The organism is Streptomyces asoensis (genome assembly GCF_016860545.1).
In the GTDB taxonomy this organism is placed as follows: Bacteria; Actinomycetota; Actinomycetes; order Streptomycetales; family Streptomycetaceae; genus Streptomyces; species Streptomyces asoensis.
The window spans coordinates 435700-448719 of record NZ_BNEB01000005.1 but is presented as its reverse complement, the minus strand read 5'-3'; the positions used below and the strand labels follow the sequence as shown (position 1 = coordinate 448719).

Sequence of the window (13020 nt, the reverse complement as noted above, 5' to 3'; positions counted from 1 at the left end):
ACGCTCCTGTGGCGCGTCCGTGGGCCTGGCCCACTACTGGCTTGATTCCGCCCCCCTTCGGGGGCGCCCCTGACGGGCGGGCCGCCAGACGGGAGTGCGGTCCTTGTCGACCAGGGCCGCACGGACGCCCTCCAGGAAGTCCGGGGTCCGGATGAGCGTGCGGGTGAGGGCGAGTTCGGCATCGAGGCACTCGCGCAGCGTGCGCTGCCTGCCCCGGGCGAGCAGGTCATGGGTGACGTCCAGGCTGTGCGGTGAGGCCGACTCCAAGGCGGCCAGCGCGCTGCTCGCCCACGCGGTGCCGAGGTGTCCCAGCCGGTCCTCGATCTCCCCGAGGGTCGGCGCGCCGAACGCCCGGTCGACGTCACCTCGCACCGCGGCCAGCCTGCTCCGCGCCACCGGGGAACGGCCGGCGAGGCGGCTCAGGACCACGTCCACCGGCTCGTCGGGGTGGTCGGCCAAGGCGTCGCCGACCGCTTCGAGCTCGTGCGAGGGGACGAAATGCGTGCCGAGCCCTGTGTACAGGGCGTCGGCCGCGTCGAGCCGGTGCCCCGTGAGTCCCAGGTACATCCCGATGGCTCCGGGCAGCCTCGGGAGGAAATAGCTGGCCCCGACATCGGGGAAGAAACCGATCGCTGTCTCGGGCATCGCCAGTACCGCGCGTTCGGTGACGACGCGGAAGCCGCCGTGGACGGACAGACCCAGACCGCCACCCATGCACAGGCCGTCGATGAGCGACACGACCGGCACGCCGTACTCGGCGATCCGGGCGTTGAGCCGGTACTCGGAGGCGAAGAACCGCTCGCTGGCCCCGGCGTCCCCCGCGAGGCTGTGCTCGCGGATCGTACGGATGTCTCCACCGGCGCAGAACGCCTTCGGGCCGGTACTGGCGAGCACCACGCGGGACAGCCGTGCGTGCTCCCACTCGGCGAGCACACGGTCGATGGCGAGGACCATGTCCGTGGTCAGGGCATTGAGCGCCTCGGGGCGGTTCAGGAGGATGCGGCCGACGCCCCGGTGGACGTCGGCGAGGATCTCACCAGCAGCGTTGTCAGTCATCGGTCGCCAGTATCGGTCATCCGGTCCTACGGCTCGTACCAGCCGGACGGCGACACCACAACCCGGCACCTGACGGAGGGCGGCCGCCCGGGTGCGCCCGTACGCTCCCGAATTGTCAGCGTCCCTAAGGGAACAAGGAGACTTCACGTGCGAACTCGTATGCTGGGCCGCCTTCTCGGAGGTCTGCTCGCGGCCGGTCTGGTCATGGGCACGGCGGGTGCGGGGCATGCAGCACCGACGGCTTCCGGTACGACGGCGGCCGCCCCGGCCCGTACGTCCGCGACGGCGGCCAAGGCCGCGGCCTACCCCAAGGTGTACCTCAACACGGTGGTCAACCAGTGGACGCACTGGACCCCCGACTACTACGACTCCACTCACGCGGGGTGGCTGTACGCGGGGTCGAACTACTTCTACTGCCTCAAGGAAGGCGTCTACTACACCGACAACGGTCGCCGGAGCCGCTACTGGCTCCTCACGGACGACGACAGCGGCAACCGCAACGTCTACGTCAGCGAGGTGTACCTCGACCAGTGGGGCTGGGACAACGTCTACAGCCTCCTCGACTACTGCTGACGTGCTCCTGATGCCCGGCCGCATCAGCCGGCGAGCAGGGCACGCAGCCACTGCTCCTCGCGCTCCTCGATGTACTCGGCGTCGTTGCGCCAGGCGGTGCCGTGGCCCTCGGCCCACAGTGTCGCCCAGGGCTGGACGCCCCGGGCGGCCCGGTCGCGCAGGAAGTCGTGCATGGAGCGCGTTCGGCGCCCCAGCAGGGGGACCGTGTGACGGCGTTCGGCCTCGTCCAGGCCGTAGGCGTCGGCGAAGACCCGCAGCCGGGCCGCGGCGTCGGGGCGCTGCCAGTCGGGATGCGCGGACAGCGGAATGAACCCGTGCATGGCGTACGCGACGTCCCACAGGCGGGAGCCGGGGCCGGCGGTGTCCCAGTCGATGAAGGCCCACCGCCCCTCGTCACCGGCCACGAGGTTCCACGGCGCAAGATCCTGATGGGCGATGATGTCGCTGCCCTCGGCGGGGATCAGCACCTGCCAGTGCGCGTCGGGCGGTGGTGTGAAGCCCCGCACGGCCTCGTGGAAGTCCCGGATCAGTCGCGCCACGTCGGCCAGGTGCCCCTCGGCGTCCAGCAGGGAGAACCGGTCGGGCCAGACCACGTGTCCCGGCATGAAGGTCAGGACCTCCCGCCCCTGGTCGTCGATGCCCAGCGGGCGGGGCGCCGCCCGGTACCCCACCTCGTACAGGTGGGTCAGCAGGGCGTGCACAGCGGGGGTCCACGGTCCGCTCGGGCGGCGGACGGTGTCTCCGACCCGGACGACACCGGCGCTGACGTTCCCGCCCGGCAACGGCTGTTCCTCATCACGCCGTTCCTCATCACGCTGCACCGGGCCAGCATTCCCGATCGGCCCGCAGCGCTCACCCCATTTACGGTGGTCACCCCGGGCGACGGATCTCCGCTCGTGCCGAGCCCGCCCGGAAGCCGTCGGCCGCCCTCCCGGAGGAGCATGTGGCGCCGATGACGTGGTCGACGACATCGTGGAGGCTGGAGCGGTGACGGTAGGCGGCACGCTGCCGGTCGGCTCCGCTGCCCTGGGTGCGCAGGCGCCGCCACTGGCTGCGTACGAGGTCGAGGTCACCGCTGTGGCGCAGGGCAGGGGACAAGGCACGCAGCATGCGCTCGACCTGCGCCGCCGCAGGGACCAGCCGGCGGGTGATGGGGTCGAGGGCCTGTCCGGCAAGTCCGTCGCGTGCTGCCCGCCAGGAGGCCGCACGCAGGATCTCGGGGCCGGGGCGGGGAGCCGGCTCACCGGCGCGGATCGCCTCGAGGGCGGTGGCGACCAAGGCGCGCACGACGGCCGCGAGCAGGACCGTGTCCTCGGGAGTGAGTGCCGCGTCGGCGACGCGTACCTCGACGGTGGGCAGATGATGGGAGGGACGGACGTCCCAGTACAGGCCGCCCCGGTCCAGAACGGTCCGCGTGAGGATGAGTTCGTCGACGAGATCCTCGAAGTGGGCGGGGGAGTCGAAGTAGGGCGGCGGTCCGGCGACCGGCCATCGCCCCCAGGCGATGGTGCGCCAGCTCGCGTAGCCGGTGTCACGGCCTTCCCAGTACGGGGAGTTCGCCGCCAGCGCGGTCAACGTCGCCAGCCAGGGCCGCAGATGGTTGCTCACTTCGATCGCTTCGCGGGGGTCGGCGACGCCGATGTGCACGTGGCACGCGCAGGCGCTCTGCTCGTCGTCCAGCGCCCGGAAGAGGGACATGCTCTCCGCGTACCGCGGGCCCGGCGTGAGGGGGACGGGTGCGACAGGGCCGGTGATCGGTGATCCGCTGGAGGCGATGCGCAGACCCCGCTCGGCGGCGGCGCGCGCCAACCCCGCCCGTACGGTGCGGAGTTCCGCGACTGCCTCGTTCAGGCAGGTGTGGGGTTCGGTGCGGCCTTCGACCTGATAGCGGGTCAGTTCGGTACCGACGCGGTGCCCGAGTTCGTCGGCGGCCGAGTCGGCCACCTGCGGGCCTTCGGGCCTGAGCGTGCGGCTGACGGGGTCGACGAGGAGGAACTCCTCCTCGATCCCCACCGACAGCGCGGCGGGCACCTCCCGGAACGAGGAGGGGCAGCCGGCCGGGGCATCGTCCGGCGGTAACTGCTGCTGCGGCTGACTGGTCACAATGTTCGACTGTGGCAGAGAGTTCCGCCACGGAGGCCGCGAAACGGCATGCTCGTCCGATTCTGAACCCGGCAGCCGGTGCATGAGCCGTGAACTCGGCGGACCCCACCGGGGAAGAGAGAGTGTGACCACATCCGATCAGAGACGGAGACCCCGTGACCGGCCCACCGGACGTCGGGCACGACGACCACGAACACCACCACGACGACTCGTCCGCCATCGCCCAGTCTCTGCGGCGGCCCGAGGTCTTCGCGGTGTTGTACGACCGGTACGCGGCCGACGTCCACAGATACGTCATGCGGCGGCTCGGCGACGCGGCCGCCGACGACCTCACGGCCGACACTTTCCTCGTGGCGTTCCGAGCCCGTTCGCGCTACGACCTGACCCGCACGAACGCCCGGCCCTGGTTCTTCGGCATCGCCGCCATTCTGATCAGCAAGCAGCGCCGCACCGAGGAGCGCGCCCTGAGGGCGCTCGCCCGCACCGGCCACGACCCGGTCACCGAGTCGTGGGTCGATCACGCGGACGACCGGATCACCGCGCAGGCCGTCCACCGCCTCCTCGCCGGCGCGCTCGCCTCGCTGTCCGGCGGCGACCGGCACGTACTGCTCCTCGTCGCTTGGGCCGACCTCAGCTATCAGGAGGTCGCCGAGGCGCTCGCCATCCCGGTCGGCACCGTCCGTTCCCGACTCAACCGGGCGCGCAGGAAGGTGCGCTCCGCGCTGGGTGACGACCCCACTCTCGTGCAGGATTTCGCCCCGGAGGCCGGACATGGATGAGATGACGACGCTGAAGAACTTCCGGCCGGACGCGCCCGCCTGCGACCGGGCCCGGCTGGTGCCCGGGCGGCAGAGGCTCCTGGACGCCGCCGCCGCACAGAGGCGGCGCCGGCGCTTCTGGCCACGGGCCGGCTGGAAGCTCGCCGCTGCGGGCGCTGCCGCCGGGGTGGCCGTGGCGGCGGTGCTGGTGGCGCAGGTGATGCCGACGAACCACACCCACCGGGTGGAGGCCGAGTACGCAACGTCTCCCGAACCCGCCGACGGGCAGTGGCTCTACCAGAAGACCCTGACCCGGCAGTCGACGCTCAACTTCCGCGACGACCTCAATCCCGTTCCGGAGAAGGGCGCCCCGGCATACGCGGAGTTCACGCAGGAGACCTGGACGCAGTACGGCAGCGGCAAGACCCGCCGCATGCTGATGCAGGGTGGCCTGGATTCCGTAGTGGGCAAGGCGGTGGCCGGATCGCCGAAGGAGCTGCGCCGGAAAGTGCAGAAACTGCCGAGCGAGCCGCAACTGCTGCTGCGGTCTCTCTCCAAGATCATCCGCCACGGGGGCGATTACGAGCGGATCGCGTACACGTTCTCCAGCGCGGACACCATTCCCTTCGAAGTCCGCATCTCGCTGTTCCGTGCGCTCGAAACGATCCCCGGCGTGGTGGTCCGTCCGCAGCTCGTCAAGGACGCGCTGGGCAGGCCTGCGCTGGCCGTCCACCCCACGGACGACAACTCGTTCACCAGGCAGACCCACCGCCGGGAGGAGCTGCTCCTCGATCCGAAGACCTACGAGTACCGGGGTGAACGCACGATGATGCTCGCCGGCGGAGTGATCGACTCCAAGGTCACGACAGAGGAAACCCTGATCAGCGTCTCAGCCGTGCAGAGGTTCGCGGCTGCCGTGGACGAGCCGGGCGTGCGTCCCTGAGCTTTCGTCCTGGCGGTGCGCCTTGCCGGGTGCCGACGCGGCCGGGTGGGCGGAGTGGGATCAGTCGGTGTCGAGGCCGTCGATCAGGCGGTTGAGGAACCGGGTGAAGGTGGCTTCGGGCGTGAGGGGGCGTCCGGGGGCGGCGAGGGCTTCGGCGAGTTCCGGGTGACGGCCGTCCGCGGCGACAGCCGCGAGGTAGCGGGCTTCGGCTGCGGCTCGGTCGGGGGACTGCGAGGCCGCCGTCCGCGCGATCTCATGGGCGACGTGCCCGGCCACGAACGCGGTGAGCTGGGCGAAGACCTCCAGCTTCGCCGCACCGTCCAGCCCGGAGGGCCGCAGGGCGGCCAGCGCGCGTTCCAGGAAGGCCAGCGTGTTGGGGCCGGGGATGCGACGGGCGGCCAGAGCGGCGGGCAGCCAGGGGTGTCGCAGCATATGGGCGCGCTGGAGGCGGGCGATGGCCTTCAGGTCGGTGCGCCAGTCGCCGGTGGGGGTGCCGGTGGTCGGCAGTTCGCCGCTGACGTGGTCGACCATCAGCTCCAGCAGCGTCTCCTTGTCGGGGGCGTAGCTGTAGAGCGACATGGCGCCGGCTCCTACCTGTGCGGCGACCTTCCGCATGGTGACCGCTTCGAGCCCCTCCGCGTCCGCCAGCGCGACGGCTGCCGCCGTGATCGCCTCTCGGCTGTAGGCGGGCTTGCGGCCCCTGCGGGGCCGGGCCGGGCTCAGCCAGAGCTGCTCCGGGCTGATGCCTGGGGCGTCGGCCCCTTCGTCACGGGGCATGGTCCACGCTCCTCCCTTGATCGAGGTGGCCCTTGCGCGCCTCATCCAAGCATCCTCTATTCTCGTACACCGTACGGATATGGAGGAGAGGGACGATGGCATCACGCACGCACGGTCCTGTGCCGAGGCCGACCTGGGCACCGCCTTCCGGTAGGCCGCCACTGGCCTCACGGATCATGAGGGCGACGTGGCGCGGCCTGCCGGCCGGGCGACACGATGTCGGGTGGGAGCCGGGTCTGCCGGTGCCGGCCGCCGACGGCAGCCAACTGATCACGGACCACTACTTCCCGCGCGCCGAGGGCGACTTCCCCACCCTCCTGGTGCGCTCGCCGTACGGCAGGGGTCTGCCGTGGTCTCCCATGTACGGCGTCCTCTTCGCCGAACAGGGCTTTCACGTGGTGCTTCAGAGCTGTCGCGGCACCGGTGGCTCCGGAGGCGAGTTCGATCTGTGGCGCAACGAGGTCGCCGACGGCCGGGCCACCGTGTCCTGGCTGCGCGAGCAGAACTGGTTCGACGGAAGGCTGGGGACCGTCGGCCCCAGTTACCTGGGCTACGTGCAGTGGGCCCTCGCCGTGGACCCGCCGCCGGAGCTGAAGGCGATGGTGGTGCAGGTGGGGCTGCACGATCCTCACGCCCTGTTCCACGCACAGGGCGCGCTTCGTCTGGAGAACGCCCTCGCCGTCGGTGTCGGCATGACGTATCAGCACCAGGGGATGCGAGCGTTCCTTACGGCGACCCTTCGTCTGCACCGGCGCCTGCGTGATGTCGTCACCGCGCAGCCGCTGCGCGGGGCGTACGTGACCGCCCTCGGCGGCGATGTGCCCTGGCTGGACGACGTGATGTCCCACCCGGAGGCCGAGGACGCGTACTGGCAGGGTGCGTCGCTGGCGACGGTGGCGGAGCGGCTGGATGTGCCGACCGGCTTGATCACCGGATGGCACGACGCGCTGGGCGACCAGACGTTCGAGCAGTACCGGCGACTGCGTGAGGCCGGTTGCCGGACCGCCTTGCTCGTCGGCCCCTGGACCCACACGTCCGCGCTGCAACAGGGGTGGCCCGAGGTGTTCGCCGAGAGCCTCGCCTGGCTGCGCGCGCACCTGTACGGCGATCGCTCCGGCCTCCGTCCCACCAGGGTCCGCGTGCACGTCGGCGGCGAAGACGACTGGCGGGACAGCGACGACTGGCCGCCGGCCGCGGCCGTGAACCCGTGGTTTCCCACCGCGCAGGGGCACCTCACCCGGCAGGCTCCCACGGACTCCGCACCACTGACGTCGTTCCGCTACGACCCGGGTGACCCCACCCCCTCCCTCGGCGGCCCGCTGCTCTCCCGTACGGCCGGGCCTCGCGACAACCGAACTCTGGAGACGCGGGACGACGTACTGACGTTCACCGGCCCCCCGCTGACCGAGCCCGTGGACATCCTCGGCCCGGTCTCCGCGCGCTTGAGCATCTCCACCGACACCGGCCACGCCGACGTCTTCACCCGCCTGTGCGACGTGGACGCACAAGGCCGCTCCGTCAACATCTGCGACGGGCTGGGCCGGCTTCGGACCGCCGGACAGGCGCCCTCGCACATCACCGTGCCGATGAGTTCCACCGCCCACCGCTTCGCCGTCGGTCACCGCATACGCTGGCAGATCAGCGGCGGCGCCCATCCTCGCTACACCCGCAATCCCGGCACGGGTGAGTCGCCGATGGACGCCACCACCTTCACACCGGTGCGCATCACGCTCCATGCGGACTCGGCGCTGATGCTCGCGACACCACGGGCGGCGCGCTCTCCCCGCGATTGACGAGCACAACGGGCTCGGGCGCCGAGAATGCCGTGGTGCGACCCGGCGCCGTCACCGGGCCGGTGCGGGGCCCGGAGGTGGGGGTGGGGTTCGGGCGGGGCGGGTGGCTCCCGGGTCGCGGGCGGCCAGGAGTGCCACGCCGATTTCCGACAGGGCCCGGGGGTCGGAGAGGGAGCGGCCCGTGAGTTCCTCGATGCGGCGGAGGCGGTAGCGGACCGTGTTCGGGTGGACGAAGAGGGTCCGGGCGGCCTCGGTGGCCGAGCCGGCGGCGGCGAACCAGTGTTCCAGGGTGTCCAGCAGGCGGGCGCGTTCGGCGACCGGGAGGTCGATCAGGGGCTGGAGCACCACGCCCACCAGATGCGCGGCCTCGGCGGGGGCGGCGGCAACGACCATGGCCAGCGGGTCGTCGTCGAACCGGGCGACCCCGGCGCGCGCCTCGCGCAGGCCGGCGAGTGCCAGGCGGGCGAAGCGCAGGGCCTGCGGGGTGTCGCGCAGGGAGGGGAAGGACGGGCTGACACCCACCCGGGACTGTGTACCGCGCAGGACGCGCAGGAAGGTGCTCTCCGCCTCCGCCGTCGGCAGCGCGACCAGGCCGATGCGATGGTCGGGCAGCAGCCGCCAGGCCGAGGGCAGGCGGGCCCGGCGCAGTGCGGCCTCGACTCCCGCGAGCGGTTCCTGGCCCGGTACGGCGGCCGTGGCCGCGGCGACCGCGTAGGGACCGTGCTCGGGCAGACCCAGCTCCCGGGCCGCCTCCCACAGCGTGCTGCGGTCGGCCATGACGCCGGTGAACAACGCCTCCACCAGGGCGGAACGCCGGGCACGGCCCTGTGAGGTCAGCTCGGCGGAGGTCTCACGGTAGGCCGCCGCCACCGCTTCCGCGTACAGCCCGAACAGCGACCAGATCTCCGCCGACTGGGACACCAGCTGATCGTCCGTGACGCCGGGGTGGGTGCGTGACTCCAGCAGGATCTCCGTCCACAGCTGCTCGAAGCCGACCCGGTAGGCGTGCAGGGTGTCGGCGAGCGGCACCCCCTGTTCGGCGCGCACCCGCCCCGTCTCGCGGGCCGGGCTGGCGTCAGGGGCGTCCGCGCGCTCGAGGTGGCTCAGCACGAGGTCCGCGTTGGCCGTGCACGAGCTGCGCAGGGAGTCGAAGGGGATCAGTGATTCCTCGTCGTACGCCTCGACGTCCGAGCGGATGCGCCGCGCGATCCGCTCACCCAGTTCCGGCAGCCTGGCATGCAGCGCCGCGGCCACGCCTGAGATGTCCATCACCGCAGCTTAACGGCACCGTTTTGTTCCTGCGGACAATCCCGCGGGGGCGGCGCTGTCCTGGCGCCCATAGGCCACCGTCAGGAGCGGCAGCACCATGTCGTCGAGATGAACAGCGGATTTCGACGGTGATGTTCGTGGAGGCGGTCATGGCCAATCTTGCGCAGTACCTGGTGGAGACGGCACAGCGGCAGCCGGGACGTCCCGCGCTGCGCCTGGGCGAGCACGTCACCACGTACGCCGAGCTCGACGAGCGCAGTGCCCGCGCCGCCGCGCTGCTGCGGGCTCAGGGCGTGCGCCCCGGGGACCGTGTCGCCCTGATGCTGCCCAACGTTCCCGAGTTCGTCGTCCTGTACTACGGGGTGCTGCGCGCCGGCGGGATCGTCGTCCCGATGAACCCGCTGCTGAAGACGCGCGAGACCGCCTATCACCTGGAGGACTCCGGGGCGGTGCTGCTGTGCGAGTGGCATCTGGCGCCGGGCGAGGGCGCACAGGGCGCGGAAGCCGCCGGGGTGCGGCACCTGGCCGTCGAACCCGCCGCCTTCGCGGCGCTGCTCGCCGGGCACGAGCCCGTGCGCGAGGTGGCGGACGGCGTCGACGACGTGGCCGTGCTGCTGTACACCTCCGGCACCACCGGGCGTCCCAAGGGCGCCACCCTCACGCACTCGGGGCTGCGGCACAACACCGAGGTCAACGCGGTCCACGTGCAGCGCATCACGCCGGACGACGTGGTGGTGGGCTGTCTGCCGCTGTTCCACATCTTCGGCCAGATCTGCACCATGAGCGTGGCCGTCCGCGCCGGCGCCTCGCTCACCCTCGTGCCCCGCTTCGAACCGCAGGCCGTCCTGGAGGCCATCGCGCGCGACCGCGCCACGGTCTTCGAGGGGGTGCCCACGATGTACGCGGCCCTGCTCCAGCACCCCTCGCAGGCGGACGTCTCGACGCTGAGGATGTGCATCTCCGGCGGCGCCTCGCTGCCCGTCGAGGTGCTGCACGGCTTCGAGCGGCGCTTCGGGTGCGCGGTGCTGGAGGGCTTCGGCATGTCCGAGACCAGCCCGGTGGTCACGTTCAACCATCCGGACCGTCCGCGCAAGGCCGGTTCCGTCGGCACGCCGATCCGTGACGTGGAGGTGCGGCTCCTGGACGCCGAGGGCCGGGACGTGGCGCCCGGCGAGGTCGGCGAGCTCGCGGTGCGCGGTCCGAACGTGATGAGGGGGTACTGGAACCGCCCCGAGGAGACGGCGGCCACCGTCCAGGACGGCTGGCTGCGCAGCGGTGACCTCGCCCGCCGGGACGAGGACGGCTACCTGTACATCGTCGACCGCAAGAAGGACATGATCATCCGGGGTGGCTACAACGTCTACCCGCGCGAGCTGGAGGAGGTCCTGCACGAGCATCCGGCCGTGGCCCTGGCGGCCGTGGTGGGCCTGCCGCACACCCACCTGGGTGAGGAGATCGCGGCCGCGGTCGTCCTGCGCCCGGGTGCCCGTGCCACCCCCGACGAGCTGCGGGAGTTCGTCAAGAGCCGGGTGGCCGCGTACAAGTACCCGCGCGAGGTGTGGCTCGTGGACGCCCTGCCGACCGGCCCGAGCGGCAAGATCCTCAAGCGGGAGATCACTGCTCCGGCCGGCTGACCCCGGGGGCCCTGTCCCGGGCCCGGCCGGGGGCGTGCGGCGCCAGGCCGGGCGCCGGGCGAAAACCGGCGGTGACGGGGCCGCGCCGGATGGCAGGGTGGGCGGTCGTATCCGCCCGACGCGACAGGAGCCCCCGGCATGGCCGTCATCCACCGCACCGTCCTCGAGCCGACCAAACTGGAACTCCTGGCCGCCTGGCTGCCCACCCGGCCCTGGTACGTGCCGGGCGCGGGCGGGCCGGAACTGACCAAGGCCGGCGGCTTCCGGCTCGACGACCCGCAGGGCGAGGTCGGCATCGAGTTCATGGCGGTCACCGACACCGCCGGCGATGACGCGGTCACCTACCTCGTGCCGCTCACCTATCGCGGAGCGCCCCTGGCCGGGGCGGAGCACGCGCTCGTCGGCACCATGGAACACGGGGTGCTCGGGCGTCGCTGGGCCTACGACGGCTGCCACGACCCGGTGCTGCGCACCCAGCTGCTCGCCCTGCTCCGGGGACGGGTCCTGGCCCAGGACCAGAACACCAGCGACACCCCCGACCGGGAGGTCACCCGCTCGTACGACGGTGACGGCGGCGACCTGGCCGACCTCGCGGCCGGTGCGGTCGACGACCGCGAGGGGACCCGCCTGTCCGCCGGGCGGGGTTCCACCCTGTTCCTGCATCGCGTCCTGCGTCCGGCCCCGGACGGCCCGCCGTCCCTGCCGCCGGGGACGAACGGCCACGTCGCGGGCTCCTGGCGGACGCCGGACGGATCCCGCGCGCGAGGGCTGTTCGTCGTCCTGCGGAGCGGCCCGGGGGACCGGTACGGGCGGACCGGCCGCCCGGCCTGAAGGGTGCGGGGACCGGTGGGTCCGAGAACCTCCGCCCGGCACCGTTGGACGACGCGGATCGGGGTACCAGGTCCCGCATGGCACAGAAAAAAGATCACGTCGAATCGGTGCGTGCCGTGCGGCAGTTGCGGCGCGTCCGCCCTCTGTACGCGGGAGGCGCTCTCCTGTGGGCCGCGTCGGCGGCCTGGACCGGGTGGGACGAACCCGGAAGCCGGCAGATGTGGGTGTCGGTGCTGTTCCTCGTCGTCTTCACCGGACTGCTCTCCGTCACGTCGGTGTGGCTGTCGCGTCAGCGGGCCGCCGGCGCGGGCCGGTCCGTGCACCACGCCGCGCCGCGGCGCGCCTTCGCGAACCGCCATGCCAGTGCCTGACCCCTGAACTCCGCAGAGGACGCACCGCCCGCCCCGCCCACGAAGACCGGGCCCGCCGCGCACGCGGCGGGCCCGGTCGTTGCGTGCCACCCCGCGGCGGTCGTGCCGTTGCCCCACGGGGCGTTCGGTGGTCCCATGAGGTCGCGGTGCCGTCGTGTGTGCGGCGGGCCGAACGGGACATGACGTCCACACGTGTGCGACCGGACCGACGAGGAGTGCGCATGGCAGGGCAGTTCGAAGCGACGGTGGAGGTCGATCGGGCTGTCGAGGAGGTGTTCGCCTACCTCGCCGACGGACGCAACGACCCGCAGTTCAGCCCCCGGGTGCTGCGGATCGACCGGACCCCCGACACACCGACCGCCGTGGGCACCGTCTTCCGCAGCACGGTGAAGGACGCCGGGATGAAGACGGCCAGGGAGTTCCGCATCACCGCGTTCGAGGCACCGGTGAGGATCCGCTGGCAGGAGGCCTCCAAGAACTCCGTGACGGTACGCGAGGGCGGCTACGACCTGGAGCGGCTGACCGACGGCAGGACCAGGGTCCGCATCTTCAACTCCCTGGAGGGGCACGGCGTGGGCAAGCTGCTCGTCGGCCTGGCGCTGGCCGCGGCCCGCAAGGACGCCGACGCCTTCGGCGCCCGCATCAAGGCGGCGGCCGAAGCCGCGATCCCCGCCCGCTGACGTCCGCCGAGCGGGGCCGCGGCGGAGGCGGAGCGACGGCTCAGCGGGCGATGCGGTGCCTGCGGCCGCCGCGGCGGAAGCGGAGCCCCACGTAACAGAGGTCGGCGACGAGCACCACGGCGCCGATGATCAGCAGGTAGAACAGCCCGTGGACCGCGAATCCGATGATGCCCAGGACCAGCGCCAGCAGGATCAGGAACAGGAACAGACTCATGGGCCCTCCCGCGGCCTC

General features: G+C 72.1%; 14 protein-coding genes. 8 read left to right on the top strand and 6 right to left on the bottom strand.

Translation table 11 applies throughout. The features are described from left to right. Positions 1-33: 33 nt before the first annotated feature. Positions 34-1056 (bottom strand): enoyl-CoA hydratase/isomerase family protein, encoded by a 1023-nt coding sequence (locus tag Saso_RS25275; RefSeq protein ID WP_189928222.1) that lies wholly within the window; start codon positions 1054-1056, stop codon positions 34-36. 147 nt (positions 1057-1203) lie between these two features. On the opposite strand from Saso_RS25275, the gene Saso_RS25270 reads away from it, so the two are divergent. After that, positions 1204-1629 carry a hypothetical protein gene (locus Saso_RS25270; protein ID WP_189928224.1) on the top strand — a complete coding sequence of 142 codons (426 nt, stop codon included), beginning with the start codon at positions 1204-1206 and terminating at the stop codon, positions 1627-1629. A gap of 23 nt (positions 1630-1652) precedes the next feature. Here the strand turns inward: Saso_RS25270 and Saso_RS25265 are convergent, their stop codons facing one another. After that, complete coding sequence (locus Saso_RS25265; protein WP_229901599.1) at positions 1653-2450, bottom strand: phosphotransferase enzyme family protein; 798 nt, start codon at positions 2448-2450, stop codon at positions 1653-1655. Between the two features lie 49 nt (positions 2451-2499). Further along, positions 2500-3732 (bottom strand): carboxylate-amine ligase, encoded by a 1233-nt coding sequence (locus Saso_RS25260; protein WP_229901600.1) that lies wholly within the window; start codon positions 3730-3732, stop codon positions 2500-2502. Between the two features lie 155 nt (positions 3733-3887). Between Saso_RS25260 and Saso_RS25255 the strand changes: the two genes are divergently transcribed. Together Saso_RS25255 and Saso_RS25250 are read left to right on the top strand one after the other, a co-directional pair. Further along, on the top strand, positions 3888-4511 hold the full coding sequence (locus Saso_RS25255) for an RNA polymerase sigma factor (RefSeq protein ID WP_189928228.1): 624 nt from the start codon (positions 3888-3890) through the stop codon (positions 4509-4511). Then, entirely contained in the window at positions 4504-5433 is a 930-nt protein-coding gene (locus Saso_RS25250) for a hypothetical protein (protein WP_189928230.1), read from the top strand. The genes Saso_RS25255 and Saso_RS25250 overlap by 8 nt, the downstream gene beginning before the upstream one ends. Positions 5434-5493: 60 nt before the next feature. Here the strand turns inward: Saso_RS25250 and Saso_RS25245 are convergent, their stop codons facing one another. Continuing rightward, positions 5494-6210, bottom strand: a complete 717-nt coding sequence (locus Saso_RS25245) for a TetR/AcrR family transcriptional regulator (protein WP_189928232.1) — start codon at positions 6208-6210, stop codon at positions 5494-5496. 176 nt (positions 6211-6386) lie between these two features. On the opposite strand from Saso_RS25245, the gene Saso_RS25240 reads away from it, so the two are divergent. Continuing rightward, positions 6387-8003, top strand: coding sequence for a CocE/NonD family hydrolase (locus Saso_RS25240; RefSeq protein ID WP_189928234.1), 1617 nt, complete (start codon positions 6387-6389; stop codon positions 8001-8003). Positions 8004-8054: 51 nt separating this feature from the next. Here Saso_RS25240 and Saso_RS25235 read toward each other — a convergent pair whose 3' ends face one another. Next, on the bottom strand, positions 8055-9272 hold the full coding sequence (locus Saso_RS25235; RefSeq protein WP_372442488.1) for a PucR family transcriptional regulator: 1218 nt from the start codon (positions 9270-9272) through the stop codon (positions 8055-8057). A 149-nt stretch (positions 9273-9421) separates the two neighbouring features. Here Saso_RS25235 and Saso_RS25230 point away from each other — a divergent pair, with 149 nt between their 5' ends. From Saso_RS25230 to Saso_RS25215, 4 genes are all read left to right on the top strand, one after another. After that, entirely contained in the window at positions 9422-10906 is a 1485-nt protein-coding gene (locus Saso_RS25230; protein ID WP_189928236.1) for a long-chain-fatty-acid--CoA ligase, read from the top strand. 138 nt (positions 10907-11044) lie between these two features. After that, positions 11045-11737 carry a maltokinase N-terminal cap-like domain-containing protein gene (locus Saso_RS25225; RefSeq protein WP_189928238.1) on the top strand — a complete coding sequence of 231 codons (693 nt, stop codon included), beginning with the start codon at positions 11045-11047 and terminating at the stop codon, positions 11735-11737. A gap of 77 nt (positions 11738-11814) precedes the next feature. Continuing rightward, a complete protein-coding gene (locus tag Saso_RS25220) occupies positions 11815-12108 on the top strand; it encodes a hypothetical protein (protein ID WP_189928240.1) in 294 nt (97 codons plus the stop codon). A gap of 221 nt (positions 12109-12329) precedes the next feature. Continuing rightward, positions 12330-12788, top strand: a complete 459-nt coding sequence (locus tag Saso_RS25215; protein WP_189928242.1) for an SRPBCC family protein — start codon at positions 12330-12332, stop codon at positions 12786-12788. Between the two features lie 40 nt (positions 12789-12828). Here the strand turns inward: Saso_RS25215 and Saso_RS25210 are convergent, their stop codons facing one another. Continuing rightward, entirely contained in the window at positions 12829-13002 is a 174-nt protein-coding gene (locus tag Saso_RS25210) for a hypothetical protein (RefSeq protein ID WP_189928244.1), read from the bottom strand. Between the last annotated feature and the right edge of the window lie 18 nt (positions 13003-13020).